Genomic DNA, 22,042 nt, shown 5'->3' with positions numbered 1-22,042 from the left:
ATCCGGTCAGGAGTCCTTCTGGAGCTTGAAGGTCCACACGCCCTTCACGTCCTTCTCGCCCTCCTTGATGGAGACCTTCGTCGAGTTGCCGGTGGCGCCGTACTGGGCGTTGAAGAACACGCTGCCCGGGATGGTGCGGTAGCTCTTCTTGCTGGAGTCGGTGAGCGGCTGGTCGTTCATCAGGATGGTCCAGCCCTCGTCGGCGATCTTGGGATCGACGCCGAAGCGCACGGTCTCGTCGGGGTCGACCTTGATCGACTCGACGTCCGTGTCCTTGAGGCACTTGGCCAGGTCGGCGGTCGACAGCGCCTTGCCGTCCTTGTAGCAGGTGGCCTCCGAGTGCACCGAGTTGTCGCCCACGGTGATCGTGGCCATCGGCGTCGGCTTTTCGCAGGCCGTCAGGAGGAGCAGTCCGGCGGAAACGGCGCCGGCGGCGGCGACGGCGCGGCGGCGTCGCACGGCGGATTGCAGCGAGGTCATGGCCGAAGGCTATCGGGCGCGTCCAGCCCCCCGGCCACGCGGGGGTACGGCGTGCCGTGCGGCGGCACACGGGGTGCGGCGCGGTGGGCCACGCGGGGTACGGCGCCGCGGGAGCGGGGCGCGCCGCGCGATGGGGCACGGCGTCGTGGTGGTCAGGCCGCCCGGGGGTGGCCCGATCCGCTCCGCCGGGCGGAGGCCAGCAGGCCCCGTACGGTGGTCAGCCAGCCGGTGGCCACGATCGCGGCGCCCACGGCCAGGCCCAGTACGCCGTTCAGCGGCAGCACGATGCCGATCGCGCCGCCGAGCACCCAGGCCATCTGGAGCAGCGTCTCCGCCCGCGCGAACGCCGACGTCCGCACCAGCTCGGGCACGTCCCGCTGGATCAGCGCGTCCAGGGACAGCTTGGCCAGCGCCTGCCCGAACCCGGCGACCGCCGCCAGGCACGTCACCAGGACCGTGCCGAAGAGGACCGCGGCCGTGACCGCCGCGCCCAGCACGATCGCCACGACCGTCACGACGATGATCTCCGGGGCCCGTGACCGCAGCCACGCCCCGACCGCCGTGCCCAGCGCGTTGCCCGTGCCCGCCGCGGCCCCCACTATGCCCAGCGACACCGCCGCGCTCTGGCCGGCCAGCGGATGCTCCCGCAGCAGGAAGGCCAGGAAGAAGATCAGGAAGCCGGACAGGCAGCGCAGGGCCGCGTTGGCCGCCAGGGCGTGCGTGACGGCCGTGCCGACGGTGCGCAGCCCCGGCCGCTTGGGCGCCTTGCGGAGCGGCCCGTGCAGCCGCTGCCCGTCCGTCGCGAGCAGCGCCCGGTCCTCGCCCTTGGCCGAGTCCACCTTCCGCGGCAGGGAGAAGGACAGGAACGTTCCCGCGACGAAGATCACAAAGGCGCCGTACAGCGGCCAGCCCGGGCCGACCAGATGCAGCCCCGCCGCGACGGGCGCGGCGGCGCCGGTGGCCAGCAGCCCGCCGAGCGTCACCCGCGAGTTCGCCTTGACCAGCGAGAACCGGGGCGGCAGCAGCCGCGGCACGACGGCGCTGCGGACCACTCCGTACGCCTTGGAGGCGACCAGCACCCCCAGCGCCGCCGGGTACAGCTCCAGCCCGCCGCCGGCCGCGGCGCCCGCGATGACCAGCGCCAGCAGCGCGCGGGCGAGCATCGCGGCGGCCATCGCGGCCCGGCGGCCGTGCGGCAGCCGGTCCAGGAGGGGGCCGATCACGGGCGCGAGGAGCGTGAAGGGCGCCATCGTGATGGCGAGGTAGAGCGCGACCCGGCCGCGGGCCTCGTCGGTGGGCACGGAGAAGAAGACGGTGGAGGCGAGCGCCACGGTGACCATCACGTCGCCGGCGCCGTTCACGGCGTGCAGCTCGATCAGCTTGCCCAGCCCGGACTCGCCGGCGCCGTGCGCGTGGGTGACCCGGCGGATGCCGCGGACGGTTGCGGTGACCGGGAACCGCAGGGCACGGCCGACCGCGCGGACGGACCCGCCGAACCGGCCCGAACCGCTGCCTCGGCTGCTCTCCCCGGGTCCCTGGGGCTCGTCGGTCCCAGTGGTCTGCGGGGGCGTCCTCGGGGCTGCCACCCCGTCATACTGCCCCGAGACGGGCACGGCTAGCGCCATGACGGCACGGATCGGGCCGACCGGCCCCCTGCGGACGCACTCCCCACCACCGCGGCCCGGCGCGCCCCGGCGACCCGGATCCGCGCACCGCGCGGGCGGAAGTCCGCGCACGGCGCGAGCGGGCCCCGTGGCGCCCACGGCCGCGAACCGCGCACGCCGCGAACGGGATCCGCGCACGCCACGGCCGCGAACCGGCGGGCCCGGAAAGCGGATCCGCCCGTCCCGCGCCCGGGCGTCCACGCGTGACGCGACCGGGAATCGGCCCGCCGCGCGGCAGTGAAGCAACCGTCGGTGTAGGCCCAGCGGCAGCGAGAAGGTAGCGTGCGTAGCGCGCCGTGGCGAACGTTCTCGGCCGCGCGCCTTACGGGCATACCGCAGAATGGATGACGTAGGTGCGCCCGAGCGCGATCGGGCGCGGACGTCGACGCGGTCCGCAGGTCCGCTCCGTCCGCCCCGCCGCCTTCAGGCCGGCGCACCCGAGAGACGGCGTAGGAGAGAAGCGATACCTGTGAGCGCAGCGAGCACGCGAAGCCGCACCCCCGACCGCCTGTGCGCCGAGGCCGTCGACCTCGCCCGCGCCGCAGCCGAGGAGGTGGCGGCGCCCGGCGTCGTCGGCGAGCACGCGGGCATGGTGACCGAGGGCGACCGGGTCGTCACCCACTTCTTCGAGTGCAAGGAGCTCGGCTACCGGGGCTGGCGCTGGGCCGTCACGGTGGCCCGCGCCTCCCGCGCGAAGATCGTCACCCTGGACGAGGCCGTGCTGCTGCCCGGCCCCGACGCGCTCCTCGCCCCGGAGTGGGTGCCGTGGAGCGAGCGGCTGCGCCCCGGCGACATGGGCCCCGGCGACCTGCTGCCCACCGACGCCGAGGACCTGCGGCTGGAGCCCGGTTTCTCCGGCGAGGACGGGCCCGCGCCGAACTCCGCCGTGTCCGAGGAGATGGCCGAGCTGGCCGAGGCCGAGGACGCCGACGTCACCGCGGGCCCCCCGCGGAACCTGCCCGTGGCGCCCTCGCGCGGCTCCGTCGCGGCGGTCGCCGAGGAACTGGGCATGCGCCGCGCCCGGGTCCTGTCCCGCTACGGCCTGCACGTCGCCGCCGACCGCTGGGAGGAGGCGTTCGGCGCCAAGACCCCGATGGCGCAGGCGGCCCCGGCGTCCTGCGCGAGCTGCGGCTTCCTGACGCCGATCGGCGGCTCCCTGGGCCAGGCCTTCGGGGCCTGCGCCAACGAGTTCTCCCCGGCCGACGGGCGGGTGGTCTCGCTGGCCTACGGGTGCGGCGGGCACTCCGAGGCCGCGGTCATGCCGAGGCCGCCGCAGCCGGCCCCGCCGGTGATCGACGAGACTCGGGTGGACCCCTTCCCGCTGCGGCCCGCGCGGGACTCCGGCTCGGTGCCGGCCGTCTCCGACGAGGACACGGCGGAGCTGGGGCACTCGTAGGACCCGCGGCGGAGGCGCCGGCCCCGCGTCGGCGACTTCCGGCGGTGCCGGAGACCCCGTCGGCGGTCCCCGTCGGCGTCGGAACGTCTGTCCGTGGTACGTCCGTCCACCGCGCACGCCGGTTCGCGCGGACGTGTCCGCGCGCCGCGCTGCCTCGTCAAGTGGTCCGTCCACTCTGTCGTGATGTGTCCGTACGCCGGGCGCGTCCGTTCCGTCGCGGTGCGTCCGTCCGCCGGGTGCGCCGGCCCGCCGGGGTGGATCCGTCCGTGAGTGTGTTGTAGATCACAGTTGTCGGGGTGGTCGTGCTCCCGGCCCGCGCCGCCCTCCACAGCCCCTCTCGCCCCTGGACCCGCTTCACCGCCCCCCGGGCGCCCTCATCGCCCCCATGGGCGTCGACGGCCCCGTGCCGTGCCCCGCGCGTCCCGTGCCCGGTCCCCGGCGGCCGGGTGGCCGGGTGGCGGGCCGCCGCCGGTCGGCCCCGGACGACCCCGTGGTCGCCCAGGGCCGCGCGGTACCTTCGACCTCACCCTCATGAGGAGAATCAAAGTGAGCATGTTGGTGCAGCCGTCCGCCGGAGGAGATCCGTTCGGGACCGCGCGCCTGCGGCGCGGTGTGCTGGACGCCTGGGCGACCAGCCCGGCGAGGTTCCGGGAGGACGCCAACGCCGAGGAGGACCTCGTCCTCGGCGGCTACCGGGACCGGCTCGTCGTCGAGCTGGCGCAGAACGCCGCCGACGCCGCCGCCCGCGCCGGCGTCCCCGGCCGGCTCCGCCTCACCCTCCGCGACGGCGTCCTGGCCGCCGCCAACACCGGGGCCCCGCTGGACGCGACCGGTGTGGAGTCGCTGTCCACCCTGCGCGCGTCCGCGAAACGGGACGCCGCCGCGCGGACCGCCGCCGTCGGCCGCTTCGGCGTCGGCTTCGCCGCCGTCCTCGCCGTCACCGACGAGCCCGCGGTCGTCGGCCGGCACGGCGGGGTGCGCTGGTCCCTGGCCGAGGCCCGGGACCTGGCCGAGGAGACCGCCCGGCACAGCCCGGGCCTCGGCGACGAGATCCGCCGCCGCGACGGACACGTGCCGCTGCTGCGGATCCCGTTCGCCGCCGAGGGCACCGCGCCCGACCCGTACGACACCGTCGTCATCCTGCCGCTGCGCGACACGGCCGCCGCCGACCTCGCCGAACGGCTGCTGCTCGCCGTCGACGACGCCCTGCTCCTCGCCCTGCCCGGACTGGAGGAGGTCGTCGTCGAGATCGGCGACGCCGGCCCCCGTACGCTGCGCCGCCGCACCGAGGACGCGTTCACCGTCGTGGAGGACACCCGCGAGGGCGCCACCCGGTGGCGCACCGCCGCCGCGCACGGACCGCTCACGCCCGAGCTGCTCGCCGACCGGCCGGTGGAGGAACGGCTGCGGCCCCACTGGTCGGTGACCTGGGCCGTTCCCGTCGGCGCCGACGGCGGCCCGGCCCGCCCGCGCACCAGCCCGGTCGTGCACGCCCCCACCCCGAGCGACGAACCCCTCGGGGTCCCGGCGCTGCTCATCGCCTCGTTCCCGCTGGACAACACCCGCCGGCACACCGCGCCCGGCCCGCTCACCGACTTCCTCGTGCAGCGCGCCGCCGACGCCTACGCCGGACTCCTCGCCGACTGGCACCCGGTGACCGAGGGCGTCATCGACCTCGTGCCCGGCCCGCTCGGCAAGGGCGAGCTGGACGGCACACTGCGCCAGGCGATCCTCGACCGGCTGCCGCGGACCTCCTTCCTGCCGCCCGCCGTGCCGCCGGAGGAGCACTCCGACCTGCCCGCCTCGCTGCGCCCCCGGGACGCCGAGGTGGTGGAGGGCGCGGGCGCGGAGACCGTGCGCGTCCTGGCCGAGGTGCTGCCCACCCTGCTGCCCGCCGGCCTCGAACGGCGCGCCGAGCTGCGCACGCTGGGCGTGGCCCGCCTCCCGCTGACCGACGCCGTCGACCGGCTGGCCGGACTGGAGAGGGAGCCGGACTGGTGGCGGCGGCTGTACGACAGCCTCGCGGGCGTCGACCCCGACCGGCTCTCCGGACTGCCCGTGCCCCTCGCCGACGGGCGTACCACCATCGGCCCCCGGCAGGTCCTGCTGCCCGCCCCGGACGCCGCACCGGTCGACCCGGAGGTGCTGGCCCGGCTCGGTCTGAAGGTCGCCCACCCGGACGCCGCCCATCCGATCCTGGAGAAGCTCGGCGCCCTGCCCGCCAGCCCGCGCGCGGTGCTCACCACCCCGCAGGTGCGGGCCGCGGTGGCCGCCTCCCTGGACGAGGGCGGCGGGGCGTGGGACGAGGACACCCCGGACGCCGAGGAACTGGCCGACACCGTCCTCGCCCTGGTCCGGGACGCGGGCCTGGAGCCGGGCGACGAGCCCTGGCTCGGCGCGCTCGCCCTGCCCGACGAGGACGGCGAACTCGCCCCGGCCGGTGAACTGGTCCACCCCGGCGGCCCGTTCGCACAGATCATGAGCGAGGACGAACTCCCCGCCGTCGACGCGGAGCTGGCGGAGAGGTGGGGCGAGCAGCCGCTGGCCGCCTGCGGCGTGCTCGTGGACTTCGCCCTCGTGCGGGCCACGGACGTCGTCCTCGACCCCGACGAACTGGAGCCGCGCGAGGGCGACTTCCCCCAGCCGGACGACCCCGGACTGCTCGACGCCGTCGACGTGTGGTGCGAGGACGTCCTCGACCGCTTCCCGGACAGCCCGGTGCCGCCGGTCGCCACCGAGATCGTCGCCGTGCGCGACCTGGACCTCGTCGACGACGACCAGTGGCCGCGGGCGCTCGCGCTGCTGGCCCGGCCGCCGCTGCGCGACGCCCTCACCCAGCCGGTGCGGATCCTGCTGCCGGACGGCACCCACGAGGTCGTACGGCCCTACACCGCATGGTGGCTGCGCGGGCACCCGGTGCTCGGCGGACGCCGGCCGGCCGGTCTGCGCGCGGCCGGCTCCGACCCGCTGCTGCGCGGCCTGTACGACGAGGCCGACGCCACCGGTTTCGACGACGAGCAGGTGCTGCGGGCGCTGGGCGTGCGCACGAGCGTGGCCGCGCTGCTCGACGAACCCGGCGGCGCCGCCGAGCTGCTCGACCGGCTCGCCGACCCCGAGCGCCCGGTGACCTCCGCCCAACTGCACGCCCTGTACGGCGCTCTGGCCGAGCTGGAACCCGAACAGGTCACGCTGCCCGACGAACTGCGGGCCGTGGTCGACGGGCGGGTCGAGGTGGTGGACGCGGCCGACGCCGTGGTGTGCGACTCCCCGGACCTGCTGCCGTTCACGGCCGGCGTCCCGCTGCTTCCCGTACGGCCCGCGCTCGCCGCCGAGCTGGCCGAGCTGTTCCAGGTGCGCCGGCTGAGCGAGTCCGTCACCGGCGAGGTGGACTCGGCGGGCGCCGAGCACGACGTACCGGAGCCGGTGCGGACGCTGCTCGGTCCGCGCACGCCCGAGAGCTATGTCGAGCACGAGGAACTCGTCGTCGACGGGACCGAGCTGGACTGGCGCCTGACGCCGGACGGGGTGCTGCACGCGGCGACCCTGGAGGGCGTGGCCGCCGGTCTCGCCTGGGCGGCCGGCCAGTGGCCCCGCCGCTTCGAGGTGGCCGCGCTGCTGGAGGACCCGTCCCGGACGGAGGAACTGGCACGGGACCGCTGGTTCGACTGAGACCCGGAGTCCGTGCCGGGCACGGGGGCGGTCGCGGTGAGCGGGGGCGGGCGTGCAGGGGGCACTGGGGAGCGTCCCGTGGGGAGGGCCGTGCGCGGTCGGCCCCTCGGGGCGGGCGGTCCTGGTAGCTGTCGTGACCGTCCCGTAGTCGCCCGGAGGGGCGGCCCGCGGCGTCCGGTGAGTGCTGCTGGGTCCCCTGACTACCCCTGGCTGGCCCGAGCCCGGCGAAAGTCCTCGTACTGGACGTACTCGGGCCGTGCCCGGTGCGCGGGTGGGCCGCTCGAAGAGTTCGGGGGAGCGCGCCGGGCGGCGCGGGGCGGACCGGAACTCGACGACGGTCCTCAGACCGGGAAGCGGCGGCCGATCCACTTCCAGCAGAGTTCCAGGACGGCCGCCGCCACCACGGCGACGCCCACCGCGAGCCAGGGCATCGCGGTCCCCACCAGCCTCAGCGCGAAGAAGTGCTGGAGCGCCGGCACGGCCAGCACGACGAGGAACGCCGCTCCCATCGCGGCCACCAGCACGACGCGCCACCAGGTGTAGGGGCGGGCGATGATCGCCAGCACCCACATCGAGACCAGGAACAGGGTGAGCGTCGCCGCGCTGGTCTCCGCGTCGAGCGCGTCCGCCCCGCTGTAGTGGCTGCGGGCGACCAGATACGTCACGAAGGTCGCCACGGCGGCCACCACTCCGCCCGGCACCGCGTACCGCATGACCCGCCGGACGAAGTGGGGCCGGGCGCGTTCCGTGTTCGGCGCGAGGGCCAGGAAGAAGGCCGGCACGCCGATGGTGAGCGTCGACAGCAGGGTCAGGTGCCGGGGCAGGAACGGGTACTCCACCTGCGAACACACCACCAGCACGGCCAGCAGCACCGAGTAGACCGTCTTGACGAGGAACAGGGTGGCGACGCGGGTGATGTTCCCGATGACCCGCCGTCCCTCCGCGACCACCGAGGGCAGACCGGCGAAGCTGTTGTCCAGCAGCACGATCTGCGCGACCGCCCGGGTCGCCTCCGAGCCCGAACCCATCGCCACGCCGATGTCGGCGTCCTTCAGCGCGAGGACGTCGTTCACGCCGTCGCCGGTCATCGCGACCGTGTGCCCGCTCGACTGGAGGGCGCCCACCATGTCCCGCTTCTGCTGCGGGGTGACCCGCCCGAACACCGTCCCCTCGTCGAGCTCCTTCGCCAGGGCCGACCGCTCGGCGGGCAGTCGGCGGGCGTCGACGGCGGCGCCGGTGAGCCCGACCTTGGCGGCCACCGCGCCGACGGAGACCGCGTTGTCGCCGGAGATGACCTTCGCGCGGACGTCCTGGTCGGCGAAGTAGCGCAGGGTGCCGGCGGCGTCGGGCCGCAGCCGCTGCTCCAGCACGACCAGGGCGGCGGGGCTGAGGGCGCGGGCGACGTCCGGGTCGTCCAGCTCGCCGGCCGCGCGGGCGAGCAGCAGGACGCGCAGGCCCCGCTCGTTCAGCCGGCCGGTCTCGGCGAGGGCCGGGGAGTCGGTGGGCAGGAGGACGTCCGGGGCGCCCAGCAGCCAGGTGCTGGACTCGCCGTTGCCCTCGCTGAAGCTGGCGCCGCTGTACTTGCGGGCGGAGGAGAAGGGCAGCGACTCCACGCAGCGCCACTCCTCGTTGTCCGGGCAGGCGTCGATGATCGCCCGCAGGGAGGCGTTCGGGCGCGGGTCGGACTCGCCTAGGGCGCCCAGGACCTGGCGGACGTAGGACTCGTCGTGGCCGTCCAGCAGTCGCAGCTCGGTGACGTCCATGCCGCCCTCGGTGAGGGTGCCGGTCTTGTCCAGGCACACGGTGTCGACGCGGGCCAGGCCCTCGATGGCCGGCAGCTCCTGCACCAGGCACTGCCGGCGGCCCAGCCGGATGACGCCGATGGCGAAGGCGACGGAGGTGAGGAGCACCAGCCCCTCGGGGACCATGGGCACGATGCCGCCGACGGTGCGGGCCAGGGAGCCCTTCAGATCGGTGTTCTTCACCACGAGCTGGCTGATCACCAGGCCGATCGCGGTCGGGACCATCATCCAGGTCACGTACTTGAGGATGGTGGAGATGCCGGAGCGCAGCTCGGAGTGGACGAGGGTGAAGCGGGAGGCCTCCTCGGCGAGCTGGGCGGCGTACGCCTCGCGGCCGACCCTGGTGGCCTGGAAGGCGCCGCCGCCGGCGACGACGAAGCTGCCGGACATCACGAGGTCACCGGGGCGTTTGACGACGGGGTCGGCCTCTCCGGTGAGCAGCGACTCGTCGATCTCCAGTCCGTCCGCCTCGACGCACGCGCCGTCCACCACCACCTTGTCCCCCGGCCCGATCTCGATCACGTCGTCGAGGACGATCTCGGAGGTGGCGATCCGGGTGGCCGCGCCGTCGCGCCGCACGGTCGGGCGGGCCTCGCCGATCACGGCGAGCGAGTCGAGGGTCTGCTTGGCCCGCCACTCCTGGATGATGCCGATGCCGGTGTTGGCGAGGATCACGAAGCCGAAGAGGCTGTCCTGGATCGGAGCCACGAACAGCATGATCAGCCAGAGCACGCCGATGATCGCGTTGAAGCGGGTGAGGACGTTCGCCCGGACGATCTCGGGGAGGGAACGGCTGCTGCGCACCGGTACGTCGTTGACCTGGCCTCGGGCGACGCGTTCGGCGACCTCGGCGGTGGCGAGTCCGGTCGTCCGGGCCGGCGGTATGGGCACGGGGTGCACGGGGTCCAGCTCCGCGCCCGCGTCGGTATGCGTCATGCATTCGACGGTACGTGGGCGCGGGTGGGTTCACTCGTCGAGCGGGCCGGCCGTCCCCTCTCGCCGCGGCGTACGGTCCGGCGGGCCCGGGATCACTCCGCGGGGGCCGGGCGTCCCGCCGGCGCGGCCTCCCGGTCGGCGGCGCGCTTGATCGCCGCGTCGCGCTTGCGGACGTACCAGATGCCGATCAGGCCGAGGCCGCCGCCCGCGAGGCAGGTCCACAGCCACCAGGTGCGGCCGTGGTCGTCGAACCAGCCGTAGAAGGGGAGCTGGACCAGGAAGAGGACGAACCAGACGATCGTGCCGCCGGTGATGGTGGCGACCACGGGGCCCTCCAGGGGCTCCGGCGCCTCGTGCTTGGGGGTCCACTTCGCCATGGCCTCAGCTTACGGCCCGCCCCGGACGGCGGGTGCGGCCCGGCCACCGGGGACGCACGCGACCCGGCCCGTGTGTCGGGACCTGGGCCCGAACGGGGTCTACGCGCGGAGATAGCCTTTTTCGCCTTCATATGTTCATACTGAAACTGTCTGAGTCTGGCCACTTCTGTTCGTAGGAAACACCAACCAGCAATCTGGGGGAGACCTGGTGGTGACCGAAGTCGGCGAGACTCGATCACGTTTGATCCCCTTCCAGGCCCGGTACTCCGGTACCTCCCCGCATCCCTGAGGTCATACGCATGTCCACCTCGGCCACCGCCAAGGTTCCAGCCCCCGAGAAGCCGGGAACGCCGCCCGCGTTCGGCGCCCTCGACCGTTACTTCAAGATCTCCGAGCGGGGCAGCTCGCTGTCCCGTGAGATCCGCGGAGGCTTCGCCACCTTCTTCGCGATGGCCTACATCATCGTGCTGAACCCGATCATCCTGGGCAGCGCGAAGGACATGTACGGGCACCAGCTCGACAACGGCCAGCTCGTCACCGCGACCGCCCTGGTGGCGGCGTTCACCACGCTCCTGATGGGCGTCATAGGCAACGTCCCGATCGCGCTCGCCGCGGGACTCGGCGTCAACACCGTGGTCGCGCTCCAGCTCGCGCCGCGCATGTCGTGGCCGGACGCCATGGGCATGGTCGTCCTCGCCGGCTTCGTCGTCATGGTGCTCGTCGCGACCGGTCTGCGCGAACGCGTGATGAACGCCGTCCCGCTCGGTCTGCGCAAGGGCATATCCATCGGCATCGGCCTGTTCATCATGCTGATCGGCCTGGTCGACTCCGGGTTCGTCTCCCGCATCCCGGACGCCGCCCACACCACCGTCCCGCTCCAGCTCGGCGCGGACGGTCACCTCAACGGCTGGCCGGTCCTCGTCTTCGTCCTGGGCGCGCTGCTCACGCTCTCCCTCATCGTGCGCAAGGTCCCCGGCGCGATCCTGCTGTCGATCGTCGCGATGACCGTCGTGGCCGTGATCGTCAACTCCGTCGCCAAGATCCCCTCCTGGGGACTGACCACCCCCAAGTGGCCGGGCAACCCCGTGTCCACCCCGGACTTCGGTCTGCTGGGCAAGGTCGACCTCTTCGGCGGCTTCGACAAGGTCGGCGTGCTGACCGGCATCCTGTTCGTCTTCACCGTGCTGCTGTCCTGCTTCTTCGACGCCATGGGCACGATCATGGGCATCAGCGACGAGGCCAGGCTGACCGACGCCCAGGGCCAGATGCCCGGGATGAACAAGGTCCTCTTCATCGACGGCATCGCCGTCGCGGCCGGCGGCGCCAGCTCCGCCTCGGCCACCACCTGCTTCGTGGAGTCGACGGCGGGCGTCGGCGAGGGGGCGCGGACCGGGTTCGCCAACGTCGTCACCGGCGCGCTGTTCACCGTGGCGCTCTTCCTCACCCCGATCGCCACGATGGTCCCGTCCCAGGCGGCCACCCCGGCCCTGCTCGCGGTCGGCTTCCTGATCCTGTCCGGCTCGATCAGGGAGATCGACTGGGCGGACCACACGATCGCCATCCCGGCCTTCGTGACGATGCTGATGATGCCGTTCACCTACTCGATCACCAACGGCATCGGCATGGGCTTCATCACCTTCGTCGTGCTTCGGCTGGCCTCCGGCCGCGGCCGGGAGGTCCCGGCGGCGCTGTACGTGGTCTCGGCGGTCTTCGCCTTCTACTACCTGATGCCGGCCCTGGGCCTGCTCTGATCCGCACCGGCCGGTTCCGCGGGGTCAGGATGGTCGGGTGACCCCGTAGAACCGCTCCGTCTCCTCGACGGCGGCCTGGAACCGTTCGTCGAAGTCGTCTCGAATGAGCGTCCGGACTACATAGTCCTGGACGCTCATTCCCCTTTTGGCGGCATGCTCCCGGAGCCGTTCGAGCAGCTCGCGGTCCATGCGCAGGCTGAGCACGCTGGTCCCCATGGAGACGAGGGTCGCGGCAGCTCTCCGCGCGAGGTGCCACCTTCCACTTCGAGTTCACCCGGACGAGTGACAGTGTTCGGCCGGTAGTGGTCAGCGTCACGGGGTGCGAGCGTGTCCCCGGTGGTCTTTAGCGAGAGTAATGAGTTACGCTAAAGAACATGCCGGACCTTACCCATGGCGACGACGCTGCCGCCGTGAACTCCCTGCGCTCCGCCGTGATGCGGCTGTCCCGTCGACTCAAGCACCAGCGCGTCGACGAGTCGCTGAGCCCCACCGAGATGTCGGTGCTGGGCACCCTGTCCAACTGCGGCAGCGCCACGCCGGGTGAGCTCGCCCGCAAGGAGCACGTGCAGCCGCCCTCGATGACCCGCATCGTGGCGCTGCTCGAGGCCAAGGGCCTGGTCCGGCTGGAGCCGCACCCCGAGGACCGGCGCCAGAAGGTCGTCACCAAGACCGAGCAGGCCGTGACCATGCTCGAGGAGAGCCGCCGCAAGCGGAACGCCTTCCTGGCCGGCCTGGTCGACGGCCTCGACGAGGACGAGTGGGCGAAACTGCGCGCGGCCGCCCCCGTGCTGGAAAAGCTCGCGCACCTGTAAAGCACGTCAGCCGAGGAGGCGAACCCCTTTGAGTACGGGATCCGGAGCAGCTTCCGCCCCCGCACCGACCGCCCACGACACCCAGCCCGCCCCCGACTCCCGCACCGCCTCCCCCCGCAAGACCTCGATGTTCAGCTCGCTGAAGGTCAGGAACTACCGCCTGTTCTTCCTGGGCCAGGTCGTCTCCAACACCGGCACCTGGATGCAGCGCATCGCCCAGGACTGGCTGGTGCTGAGCCTCACCGGCTCCTCGGCCGCCGTCGGCATCACCACGGCGCTGCAGTTCCTGCCGATGCTGCTCTTCGGCCTGTACGGCGGCGTCCTCGTCGACCGTCTGCCGAAGCGGCCCACGCTGCTCGTCACGCAGTCCGCGATGGCCGTCACCGGCCTGGTCCTCGCCGCGCTCACGCTCTCCGGTCAGGTCCAGGTGTGGCACGTCTACCTCGCGGCCTTCGCCGTCGGTCTCGCCACGGTCCTGGACAACCCGGCCCGGCAGTCCTTCGTCTCCGAGATGGTCGGCCCGAACCAGCTCCAGAACGCGGTCAGCCTGAACTCGGCGAACTTCCAGTCCGCCCGGCTCATCGGCCCCGCCGTCGCGGGCCTCATGATCACCGGCGTCGGCACCGGCTGGGCGTTCCTCGCCAACGGCCTGTCCTTCGTCGCGCCCATCGCCGGCCTGCTGCTGATGCGCGCCCGTGAGCTGCACGTCGTCGAACGCGCCCCGCGCGGCAAGGGCCAGCTCCGCGAGGGCCTGCGCTACGTGGCCGGCCGGCCCGATCTGATCTGGCCGATCGTCCTGGTCGGCTTCATCGGCACCTTCGGCTTCAACTTCCCGGTGTGGTTGTCGGCCTACGCCGACGACGTCTTCCACGCGGGCGCCGGCGCGTACAGCCTCTTCAACACCGTGATGGCGGTCGGCTCGCTGGTCGGCGCCCTGCTCGCGGCCCGCCGCGGCACGGCCCGGCTGCGCGTGCTGATCGCGGCGGCCGCCGCCTTCGGCGCGCTGGAGGTCGTGGCGGCGCTGGCCCCGTCGTACTGGCTGTTCGCGCTGCTGATGGCCCCGATCGGGGTCTTCGGCCTGACGGTCAACGTCACGGCCAACACCGCGGTCCAGATGGCCACCGACCCCGCCATGCGCGGCCGGGTGATGGCGTTGTTCATGATGGTCTTCATGGGCGGCACCCCGCTGGGCGCACCGCTCGTCGGCTGGGTCACCGACGCCTACGGCGCCCGGATCGGCTTCGCCCTCGGCGGGCTGATCTCGCTCGCCGCGGCCACCACCATCGGCCTGGTCCTGGCCCGCGTCGGCGACCTGCGCCTCTCGGTCGCCTGGCACCGCGGCCACCCGCGCGTGGACCTCGTCCCGCGCGAGCGCCGCGAGGCGCTGGCGGCGGCGGCGTAGCACCTCGCACCGGACACCGGCCCGGCGGCCTCGGCCGCCGGGCCGGTGTCGGTCGCGCCGCGCGGCACACCGCCACGCACGGTGAACTGGACACGCCGGGGAGTGCGGCGGGGACACTGACCCCATGAGACTCTTCGCCGCCGTACTGCCTCCCGAAGACGTCATCACGGCGCTCGCGGCCGAGGTCGCCGAGCTGCGGAGGCTGCCCGGTTCGGAGCGGCTGCGCTGGACGGAGCGGCCCGGGTGGCACTTCACGCTCGCGTTCTACGGCGAGGTCGGTGAGGAGGTCCTGCCGGAGCTGTCGGCCCGTCTGGAGAAGGCCGCGCACCGGACGCCGCCCTTCACTCTGGCGCTGCACGGCGGCGGGCAGTTCGGGCGCGGCAAGGCGCTGTGGACGGGAGCCGACGGCGATCTGCGCGCCCTGGGACTCCTCGCCGGGCGCGCGGAGGCGGCGGGACGCAAGGCGGGCGTCGAGACGGGGGAGCACCGCCGCTACAAGGCCCACCTGACCGTGGCGCGGGCCCGGGCGGCGGTGGACGTGCGGCCGTACGTCACGGCGCTCCAGGGATTCACCGGCCGTGGCTGGACGGTGGCGGAGCTGGTGCTCGTGCGCAGCCGGTTGCCGAGGTCGGGGGTGCCGGGCGAGCAGCCCCGCTACGAGCCGGTCGGCCGCTGGGCACTCGGCGGGGCCGGTTAGGCTCGAATACGTGGACCCGAAAACCCGTAACCGGATCATGGCCGGTGCGCTCGTGCTGATGCTGGCCGTCGTAGCCCTGGCGGCCGCGCTCGGCAGGTGAGGCCGGACGCGGCCGCCAGGGGCGCTCGGACGGCGCACGCCTACCAGGCGAAGGCCTCCGGGGACGGCCCCGGACCTGGGAAGATCTCGTCCAGCCCGGCCAGCACCTCCTCGTTCAGCTCCAACTCGACGGCGCGCAGCGCGGAGTGGAGCTGTTCGGCGGTGCGCGGGCCGACGATCGGGCCGGTCACGCCGGGCCGGGTGAGCAGCCAGGCCAGCGCGGCCTCGCCCGGCTCGGGGCCGTGCTTGTCGAGCAGGCCCTCGTAGGCCTCGATCCGGGCGCGCACGGCCGGGTCGGCCAGGGCGTCGACGGCCCGGCCGGAGGCGCGCCGGCCGCTCTCGGCCTGCTTCTTCAGCACCCCGCCCAGCAGACCGCCGTGCAGCGGCGACCAGGGGACGACCCCGAGCCCGTAGTCCTGGACGGCCGGGATCACCTCCATCTCGGCGCGCCGCTCGGTGAGGTTGTAGAGGCACTGCCATGGCGGAGTCCGAGCGCAGCCTCATCATGGAGCGCACCCGCGCCGGACTCGACGCAGCCAAGGCGCAGGGGCGTACCGGCGGACGGCCGTCCGTCGTGAACGAGGACGTGCTGACCGTGGCCCGCGCGAGGAAGGCGAAGGGAGAGAGCGTCAGTGCCATCGCCAAGGCTCTGGGCGTCTCCCGGGCCACGCTGTACCGGCACCTCGGAGACGACTCCTGACGGCGGAACCTGATGCCCTTGCCTGGAGCGGACTCGAAGCAGTTGGCTTGTGGCCCATGAAGTACACCCAGCTCGGACGCACCGGACTCAAGGTCAGCCGACTCGTTCTCGGCACGATGAACTTCGGTCCGCAGACAGACGAATCAACCAGCCACGGCATTATGGACGCCGCTCTCGACGCGGGTCTGAACTTTCTGGATACGGCCAACGTCTATGGGTGGGGTGAGAACAAGGGCCGCACCGAGGAGATCATCGGAACTTGGTTCGCCCAGGGTGGCGGGCGGCGCGACAAGGTCGTCCTCGCCACCAAGGTGTACGGGAACATGGCGGGTGACGGGGACGTCTGGCCCAACCACGACAAGCTCTCCGCGGTGAACATCCGACGGGCCGTCGACGCCTCCCTCAAGCGGCTGCAGACCGACTACATCGACATCTACCAGTTCCATCACATCGACCGGTCGACGCCGTTCGAGGAGATCTGGCAGGCGATCGACGTCCTGGTCCAGCAGGGCAAGATCCTCTACGCGGGGTCGTCCAACTTCCCCGGCTACAAGATCGCCCAGGCGAACGAGACCGCCGCCCGGCGCGGCCGCATGGGCCTGGTCAGCGAGCAGTGCCTCTACAACCTCGCTGAGCGCCGCGCCGAGATGGAGGTCATCCCGGCCGCGCAGGACTACGGCCTCGGTGTCATCCCCTGGTCTCCGCTGCACGGAGGACTGCTCGGCGGCGTCCTCAAGAAGGAGGCCACACAGGGGCGCCGGGCGAGCGGCCGCGCTGCCGACGCGCTCAAGGACACCAAGACACGCGAGCAGATCCAGGCGTACGAGAACCTCCTCGACAAGCACGGCCTCGAGCCCGGTGAGGCGGCACTGGCCTGGCTGCTGACCCGCCCCGGCGTCACCGGCCCGATCGTCGGCCCTCGCACGCAGGAGCAGCTGGACTCGGCGCTGCGCGCCCTACAGCTGGAGCTGAGCGAGGAACTGCTGACGTCTCTGGACGAGATCTTCCCCGGTCCCGGACCGTCTCCCGAAGCCTTCGCATGGTGAGGTAGCGGGTCTGTGTCGGAGTCGTCGCCTTCTGCTTGCGTTCGAGGCGAGTGGGAGGCGGCGGCTTCGTCGTTTCCACTCGGGGTCCGCAGGAGCGGTGAGCGTCAGCGATGCGCTGCTGCGGAACCTGGCGTCAAAATCGCCGGTTGGCCGTGTCGAAGAAGTTGATCCCCGCGTCCAGCGCCGCGTCCATGATCGCGTGGCTGTCCGCCTCGTCGGTCTGCGGACCGAAGTTCATGGTGCCGAGCACCAGTCGGCTGACCTTGAGTCCCGTGCGTCCGAGCTCTGTGTACCTCATGGTCCCCAAGCCAATGCCTTCGAGTGCGCTCGAAGCAAGGGGGACCGGGGGCGGAGCGGGTGGCGCCGGGTGCGGCGGCGGTCAGTCGCGGGGGAAGCCGTCGGTCCGCAGGGTGAGGCCGAGGGGCGTGGTGGTCATGTCCACCTCCGCACCGAAGGCGACGGACGTGTCGGTGAGGTACTCGCCGTCCTTGGGCTGGGTGTACAGGTGGCACCTCGCCCGGTACGGATCCACGATCAGGTAGACCGGGACCCCGGCGAGGGCGTACGCGGTCTTCTTGGGGCCGTAGTCGTTGGCGGCAGTGCCCTCGGAGATGACCTCGGCGACGAACTCGACGTCCTGGTGACGCCAGCGGCCCTCGTCGTCCTTCTTCGCCGAGTCGCCGAGCATGGCCACGTCCGGACAGAACCCGTTCTCGTGGCCCGGGAAGTCGATCCGGACATCCGAGAAGACCATGACATCCATCCCGAACTCGTCTTCCAGTGCCCGTACGATTCGGCGGATGACACCCCAATGGGTGTCGCGCTGCGGCGTCACATGAATGTTGCCCCCGACGATCTCGACCCGGAACCCTTCGGGGACGGGCATGCGCTCCAGCCGCTCGAACCACTCGTCCAGGCGCTTGGTGTTGGCGTCGGCCATCTCGATCCTGTCTGCGAGGACGGTCATCGTGGCGCTCCTCCCCGGCCGCCCCACGCACGAGTGCGGCCGCGCGGTACAACGATACGCACGGTGACCGGTACACGGGTGGCCGTGCATATGCCGCCGGGAGAAGCCGGCGCGCTCAGTGGCCGCCGTACTCCTCGCCCCACCCCCACGCCTGGTGCATGGCGACCGCGAAGGCCTCCGCGATCCGGTGCTCGCCGCGCGCGTTCGGATGGGTGCCGTCGTAGGTGTCGGAGTGGATGTCGTACTCGGGCGGAGGGGAGGCGAGGAGCAGGGGCGAGCGGGGCTCGTCCAGGTCGGCCGCGGCCTTGGCGAGCAGCTCGTTGAAGAGGGTCACCTGGGCGGCGAAGGGCGGGTCGGCCTGTGCGCGGATGTTGGGTATCACCGGGAGCAGGACCATGTGGATGCGGGGGTTGGCCTGCCGCGCCGCCGCGACGAAGGCCGTCACGTTTGCCGCCGTCTGCTCGGCGTTCGTGTAGAAGCCCAGGTCTATGAGGCCCAGTGAGACGAGGAGCACGTCGGCCCCGCTGTCGCGCACCGCGTCGCCGATCAGCGGCACCATGTGCTGCCAGCCCTCGCCCCAGCCGGCCAGGTGGGCGCGGGGGAAGTCGGGATCGGCGTACGCGTACGAGGCCGGCGCGTCGACCGTCTTGTCGTACAGCGTCTCGCGGGGGCCGACGAGGGTGAACGGGCCGCCGTACGTGTCGCGCAGATGCTGCCACAACCGGTACCGCCATGTGTGTTCGCCCGCGCTGCCGATCGTCATGGAGTCACCGACGGGCATGAACCTGAGCATCCGCTTATCGTGGACGATCGCGGCGGCGGCCCGAGCACCGGGTGGGTGTGAGGCCTGCCACCTCACCTGGACCTCCCGGCAGGATGGCAGGCTTGGGGCATGCGCCGACCGTTCGCCCTCCTCGCCGGGGCCCTTCTCGTGGGTGCGTTCGCCGTGCCCGTCACCGCATCGGCCGTCGACGGCGACGGCGGGTTCACGATCAAGGACCCGCGGATCAAGGAGTCCAGCGGGCTCGCCGCCTCGCGGCTGCATCCCGGTGTCTACTGGACCCACAACGACAGCGACGACGGCCCCTACATCTACGCCGTGGACGGCAGGACCGGCGAGACCGTCGCCACCGTCACGCTCAGCGGCATCGGCAAGCCCCGTGACGTCGAGGCCATCTCCATCGGCCCCGGCAACCGGATCTACGTGGGCGACATCGGCGACAACCTCGACGGCACCTGGCCCTACGTGTGGATCTACGAGCTGCCCGAGCCCAAGGTCCTGAAGGACCAGACGATCCGGGCCACGCAGTACGTGGTGAAGTACTCGGACGGGGCCCGCAACGCCGAGTCGCTGGTCGTGCACCCGAAGACCGGGCGCGTGTACATCATCGACAAGAAGGAGGACGGCGGGCACCTCTTCGAGGGGCCGGCCCGTCTGTCCTCCTCGGGCGCCAACATCTTCAAGCCGATCGCTCCGGTCGACCTGTGGGCCACCGACGCCGCCTTCTCGCCCGACGGCACCCGGCTCGCCGTGCGCGGCTACTTCGGCGGCATCCACTACGACTGGAACGGCGGGAGGATCAAGCGCGCCGGCAGGCTCGACGTGCCGTTGCAGAGGCAGGGCGAGTCGGTCACGTACACCGTCGACGGCTCCAGGCTGCTGTACGGCAGCGAGGGCGCCGACAGCCCCGTACAGGCCAAGGACGCGCCCGGGGGTGGCGGCGGATCGTCGAAGTCGCCGTCGGACGGCCGGGGGTCGCAGGCCTCCGGAGGGAGCGGCGCGGGCGGAGGCATGTCCGGCGGGCTGAAGACCGGGCTGGTCGCGGTCGTGGTCGGAGCCCTCGCGGTGTTCGGGCTGGGGCGGCTGCTGCGGCGCAGGTGACTCCTCCGGCGCCCCGCGGGGCGCCGCCCGAGCGGTGTACGCCGCGTCGTCGCCGCCCGAACACCTGGGCGCGGGCCGCGGTCAGCAGGGCCCGCGCGATCCGGGCACCGCTTCCGCGCCGCCGGGTCCGGGACACCTTCCTCGTCCGGCGGCTCTCATCCTCGACCCGCGCGCGCAGGGTGTCCGGCGGACACCGGGCGCCCTGCGGCGTCGTGGCGGAAACGGGCCGGGACGGTTGTCGCGTCAGCACCCTTGACGGGCCGCTGTGGCGTGGCTTCCATGGAGGGGCGCGGTTATGGGAGCGCTCCCATTCGTTCCGGGCCCGCGCCTCCGAGAGGAAGCAGCGACACATGTTCCGCAGCTTGCGAAGAGCGCTGTGCACTGCCGCCGCGGCGCTCCTGATACCGCTGGGCGCAGGATCGGGCCTCGGCCTGTCGACGGCCGCGCACGCGGCCGGGGCCGCCACGACGGCGACCGCGGGCGCCGGCTACTGGCACACCAGCGGGCGCCAGATCCTGGACGCGGCCGGCGATCCGGTCCGCATCGCCGGCGTCAACTGGTTCGGTTTCGAGACCGGCAACCATGTGGTCCACGGGCTGTGGGCCCGCGACTACAAGAGCATGATCGACCAGATGAAGTCGCTGGGCTACAACACCATCCGGCTGCCCTACAGCGACGACCTCTTCAAGGCCGGCACCACCGCCGACAGCATCAACTTCAACGGCATGAACGCCGACCTCCGGGGCCTGACCCCCCTGCAGATCATGGACAGGATCGTGGCGTACGCCGGCCAGGACGGTCTGAAGGTCATCCTGGACCGCCACCGACCGGACTCCGGCGGCCAGTCGGCGCTCTGGTACACCTCCGCCGTCCCCGAGTCGACGTGGATCGCGGACCTGAAGGCGCTGGCGTCCCGCTACCAGGGCCAGGACACCGTCATCGGCATCGACCTGCACAACGAGCCCCACGATCCGGCCTGCTGGGGCTGCGGCGACCAGGCGACCGACTGGCGGCTGGCCGCCGAGCGCGCGGGCAACGCGGTCCTGTCGGTCAATCCCGACCTGCTGGTCTTCGTCGAGGGCGTGCAGACGGTCAACGGCGTCTCCGGCTGGTGGGGCGGCAACCTGATGGGCGTCGGCCAGTACCCGGTACGCCTCGACGTCGCGAACCGGGTCGTGTACTCCGCCCACGACTACGCCACCAGCGTGGCCCAGCAGAGCTGGTTCGGCGACCCCTCCTTCCCCGCCAACATGCCGGGCGTCTGGGACAAGTACTGGGGCTACGTCTTCAAGCAGAACATCGCACCCGTGTGGGTGGGCGAGTTCGGTACGACGCTCCAGTCGACGGTGGACCAGAAGTGGCTGGCGGCACTGGTGGGTTACCTGCGCCCCACGGCGGGGAACGGCGGCGACGGCTTCCAGTGGACCTTCTGGTCGTGGAACCCCGACTCGGGTGACACGGGCGGCATCCTGAAGGACGACTGGCAGACCGTCGACACGGTCAAGGACGGCTACCTGGCGAGCATCAAGGCGCCCGGCTTCCCGACGGGCGGCGGCAACGGCGGAGGTGGCGGGGGCGACGGCGGCGGGAACGGGAGCAAGCCCGCCTGCTCCGCCGCGTACGTCGTCAGCAGCGACTGGGGCGGCGGCTTCAACGCCCAGGTGACGGTGACCAACACGGGCACCGCTGCGATCAAGTCCTGGAAGGTGACCTGGACCTGGAGCGGCTCGCAGAAGGTCACCAACATGTGGAACGCGACGTACACGCAGAGCGGTGCGACCGTGACGGCGGTCAACGCCGATCACAACGGGGCGATCCCGGCGGGCGGTTCGGCGAGCTTCGGCTTCGGCGGGGCGCCCGGCGGCGGCGGCGCGCCGAGCGTGAGCTGCACGGCGGCGTGACGGCGAACGGGCGCCCGGTGGCCGACCACCGGGCGCCCGTGCCTCAGGGAGCGTTGCGCGCGGGGCCCGGCGCTCTTCGGAGCACGGGCCTCCGGCCGCGTTCCGAACACCGTCCGGGAGGCGCGGGACGGGGCCGACGGCACGGCACGGATCCGACCGGCACCGAGAGGACCCACCGACCGTGCGTGGGCCTGGAGCCGACCGGGCGCGGACGCGAGGCCGGCGGTGCGTGCCGAGCGGTCGGCCGTGTGCGGACGAGTGGCCGGACGCGCGCGCCGACGGTGAACCGGACGTGCGCGCGCCGACGCGAAAGGGCGCCCGGCGGTCACCGCCGAGCGCCCTGGTCGCCGTGTGGAAGACGGCTACAGCTTCTCGATCACGTGGTCGACGCACTGGGTCAGGGCCTCGACGTCGGCCGGGTCGACGGCCGGGAACATGGCGATGCGGAGCTGGTTGCGGCC

Annotated in this window: 17 protein-coding genes and 2 pseudogenes; 10 read left to right on the top strand and 9 right to left on the bottom strand. The window is 72.8% G+C overall.

Going from position 1 to position 22,042, the window contains the following annotated elements; all coding sequences use genetic code 11:
* Nucleotides 1–6 precede the first annotated feature (6 nt).
* Both ACF061_RS34850 and ACF061_RS34845 read right to left on the bottom strand, forming a co-directional pair.
* The gene (locus ACF061_RS34850; protein ID WP_392271025.1) at nucleotides 7–480 is read right to left on the bottom strand and encodes a DUF2771 domain-containing protein; all 474 of its coding nucleotides are present in this window, start codon (nucleotides 478–480) and stop codon (nucleotides 7–9) included.
* Nucleotides 481–632: 152 nt separating this feature from the next.
* A complete protein-coding gene (locus ACF061_RS34845; RefSeq protein ID WP_392271024.1) occupies nucleotides 633–2,066 on the bottom strand; it encodes an MFS transporter in 1,434 nt (477 codons plus the stop codon).
* A gap of 547 nt (nucleotides 2,067–2,613) precedes the next feature.
* Between ACF061_RS34845 and ACF061_RS34840 the strand changes: the two genes are divergently transcribed.
* Nucleotides 2,614–3,540 (top strand): DUF3027 domain-containing protein, encoded by a 927-nt coding sequence (locus ACF061_RS34840; protein WP_392271023.1) that lies wholly within the window; start codon nucleotides 2,614–2,616, stop codon nucleotides 3,538–3,540.
* Nucleotides 3,541–4,086: 546 nt separating this feature from the next.
* Nucleotides 4,087–7,209, top strand: a complete 3,123-nt coding sequence (locus tag ACF061_RS34835; protein ID WP_392271022.1) for a sacsin N-terminal ATP-binding-like domain-containing protein — start codon at nucleotides 4,087–4,089, stop codon at nucleotides 7,207–7,209.
* 341 nt (nucleotides 7,210–7,550) lie between these two features.
* On the opposite strand, the gene ACF061_RS34830 is transcribed toward ACF061_RS34835, so the two are convergent.
* Nucleotides 7,551–9,947: an HAD-IC family P-type ATPase gene (locus tag ACF061_RS34830; RefSeq protein ID WP_392271021.1), complete on the bottom strand. Its 2,397-nt coding sequence runs from the start codon at nucleotides 9,945–9,947 to the stop codon at nucleotides 7,551–7,553.
* Nucleotides 9,948–10,039: 92 nt separating this feature from the next.
* A complete protein-coding gene (locus tag ACF061_RS34825) occupies nucleotides 10,040–10,324 on the bottom strand; it encodes a DUF2530 domain-containing protein (RefSeq protein WP_392271020.1) in 285 nt (94 codons plus the stop codon).
* Nucleotides 10,325–10,623: 299 nt separating this feature from the next.
* On the opposite strand from ACF061_RS34825, the gene ACF061_RS34820 reads away from it, so the two are divergent.
* Nucleotides 10,624–12,075, top strand: a complete 1,452-nt coding sequence (locus ACF061_RS34820) for an NCS2 family permease (protein WP_392271019.1) — start codon at nucleotides 10,624–10,626, stop codon at nucleotides 12,073–12,075.
* A gap of 24 nt (nucleotides 12,076–12,099) precedes the next feature.
* Here ACF061_RS34820 and ACF061_RS34815 read toward each other — a convergent pair whose 3' ends face one another.
* Nucleotides 12,100–12,291: a ribbon-helix-helix protein, CopG family gene (locus ACF061_RS34815; protein WP_392271018.1), complete on the bottom strand. Its 192-nt coding sequence runs from the start codon at nucleotides 12,289–12,291 to the stop codon at nucleotides 12,100–12,102.
* Nucleotides 12,292–12,449: 158 nt separating this feature from the next.
* Between ACF061_RS34815 and ACF061_RS34810 the strand changes: the two genes are divergently transcribed.
* From ACF061_RS34810 to thpR, 3 genes are all read left to right on the top strand, one after another.
* Nucleotides 12,450–12,887 (top strand): MarR family winged helix-turn-helix transcriptional regulator, encoded by a 438-nt coding sequence (locus tag ACF061_RS34810; RefSeq protein WP_392271017.1) that lies wholly within the window; start codon nucleotides 12,450–12,452, stop codon nucleotides 12,885–12,887.
* A 28-nt stretch (nucleotides 12,888–12,915) separates the two neighbouring features.
* The gene (locus tag ACF061_RS34805) at nucleotides 12,916–14,289 is read left to right on the top strand and encodes an MFS transporter (RefSeq protein ID WP_392271016.1); all 1,374 of its coding nucleotides are present in this window, start codon (nucleotides 12,916–12,918) and stop codon (nucleotides 14,287–14,289) included.
* A 124-nt stretch (nucleotides 14,290–14,413) separates the two neighbouring features.
* On the top strand, nucleotides 14,414–14,986 hold the full coding sequence (thpR, locus tag ACF061_RS34800) for an RNA 2',3'-cyclic phosphodiesterase (protein ID WP_392271015.1): 573 nt from the start codon (nucleotides 14,414–14,416) through the stop codon (nucleotides 14,984–14,986).
* A gap of 140 nt (nucleotides 14,987–15,126) precedes the next feature.
* Here the strand turns inward: thpR and ACF061_RS34795 are convergent.
* Nucleotides 15,127–15,561, bottom strand: a pseudogene (locus ACF061_RS34795) (aldo/keto reductase); the annotation flags it as partial.
* A gap of 2 nt (nucleotides 15,562–15,563) precedes the next feature.
* Here ACF061_RS34795 and ACF061_RS34790 point away from each other — a divergent pair.
* Together ACF061_RS34790 and ACF061_RS34785 are read left to right on the top strand one after the other, a co-directional pair.
* A complete protein-coding gene (locus ACF061_RS34790; protein WP_392271014.1) occupies nucleotides 15,564–15,785 on the top strand; it encodes a recombinase family protein in 222 nt (73 codons plus the stop codon).
* Nucleotides 15,786–15,841: 56 nt separating this feature from the next.
* Nucleotides 15,842–16,831, top strand: coding sequence for an aldo/keto reductase (locus ACF061_RS34785; RefSeq protein ID WP_210988890.1), 990 nt, complete (start codon nucleotides 15,842–15,844; stop codon nucleotides 16,829–16,831).
* Between the two features lie 145 nt (nucleotides 16,832–16,976).
* Here the strand turns inward: ACF061_RS34785 and ACF061_RS34780 are convergent.
* From ACF061_RS34780 to ACF061_RS34770, 3 genes and pseudogenes are all read right to left on the bottom strand, one after another.
* Nucleotides 16,977–17,129 (bottom strand): annotated as a pseudogene (locus ACF061_RS34780) (aldo/keto reductase); the annotation flags it as partial.
* Between the two features lie 81 nt (nucleotides 17,130–17,210).
* A complete protein-coding gene (locus ACF061_RS34775; protein ID WP_392271013.1) occupies nucleotides 17,211–17,798 on the bottom strand; it encodes a Uma2 family endonuclease in 588 nt (195 codons plus the stop codon).
* Nucleotides 17,799–17,913: 115 nt separating this feature from the next.
* Complete coding sequence (locus ACF061_RS34770) at nucleotides 17,914–18,591, bottom strand: GDSL-type esterase/lipase family protein (RefSeq protein WP_392271012.1); 678 nt, start codon at nucleotides 18,589–18,591, stop codon at nucleotides 17,914–17,916.
* Nucleotides 18,592–18,690: 99 nt separating this feature from the next.
* Between ACF061_RS34770 and ACF061_RS34765 the strand changes: the two genes are divergently transcribed.
* Together ACF061_RS34765 and ACF061_RS34760 are read left to right on the top strand one after the other, a co-directional pair.
* Nucleotides 18,691–19,680, top strand: coding sequence for a WD40 repeat domain-containing protein (locus ACF061_RS34765; RefSeq protein WP_392271011.1), 990 nt, complete (start codon nucleotides 18,691–18,693; stop codon nucleotides 19,678–19,680).
* 350 nt (nucleotides 19,681–20,030) lie between these two features.
* Nucleotides 20,031–21,581 carry a cellulase family glycosylhydrolase gene (locus ACF061_RS34760; RefSeq protein ID WP_392271010.1) on the top strand — a complete coding sequence of 517 codons (1,551 nt, stop codon included), beginning with the start codon at nucleotides 20,031–20,033 and terminating at the stop codon, nucleotides 21,579–21,581.
* The last annotated feature ends 461 nt before the right edge of the window (nucleotides 21,582–22,042 follow it).

Origin of the sequence: Streptomyces sp. NPDC015220 (genome assembly GCF_043079345.1) — a bacterium.
Classification (GTDB): domain Bacteria; phylum Actinomycetota; class Actinomycetes; order Streptomycetales; family Streptomycetaceae; genus Streptomyces.
This window is presented reverse-complemented; position numbering and strand designations above follow the sequence as displayed.

Coding starts and splice junctions, on each gene's coding strand:
- ACF061_RS34770 (WP_392271012.1), bottom strand. CDS start 18,591: ATGCTCAGGTTCATGCCCGTCGGTGACTCCATGACGATCGGCAGCGCG.
- ACF061_RS34810 (WP_392271017.1), top strand. CDS start 12,450: ATGCCGGACCTTACCCATGGCGACGACGCTGCCGCCGTGAACTCCCTG.
- ACF061_RS34790 (WP_392271014.1), top strand. CDS start 15,564: ATGGCGGAGTCCGAGCGCAGCCTCATCATGGAGCGCACCCGCGCCGGA.
- ACF061_RS34825 (WP_392271020.1), bottom strand. CDS start 10,324: ATGGCGAAGTGGACCCCCAAGCACGAGGCGCCGGAGCCCCTGGAGGGC.
- ACF061_RS34820 (WP_392271019.1), top strand. CDS start 10,624: ATGTCCACCTCGGCCACCGCCAAGGTTCCAGCCCCCGAGAAGCCGGGA.
- ACF061_RS34765 (WP_392271011.1), top strand. CDS start 18,691: ATGCGCCGACCGTTCGCCCTCCTCGCCGGGGCCCTTCTCGTGGGTGCG.
- ACF061_RS34830 (WP_392271021.1), bottom strand. CDS start 9,947: ATGACGCATACCGACGCGGGCGCGGAGCTGGACCCCGTGCACCCCGTG.
- ACF061_RS34850 (WP_392271025.1), bottom strand. CDS start 480: ATGACCTCGCTGCAATCCGCCGTGCGACGCCGCCGCGCCGTCGCCGCC.
- ACF061_RS34785 (WP_210988890.1), top strand. CDS start 15,842: ATGAAGTACACCCAGCTCGGACGCACCGGACTCAAGGTCAGCCGACTC.
- ACF061_RS34815 (WP_392271018.1), bottom strand. CDS start 12,291: ATGGGGACCAGCGTGCTCAGCCTGCGCATGGACCGCGAGCTGCTCGAA.
- ACF061_RS34760 (WP_392271010.1), top strand. CDS start 20,031: ATGTTCCGCAGCTTGCGAAGAGCGCTGTGCACTGCCGCCGCGGCGCTC.
- ACF061_RS34775 (WP_392271013.1), bottom strand. CDS start 17,798: ATGACCGTCCTCGCAGACAGGATCGAGATGGCCGACGCCAACACCAAG.
- thpR (WP_392271015.1), top strand. CDS start 14,414: ATGAGACTCTTCGCCGCCGTACTGCCTCCCGAAGACGTCATCACGGCG.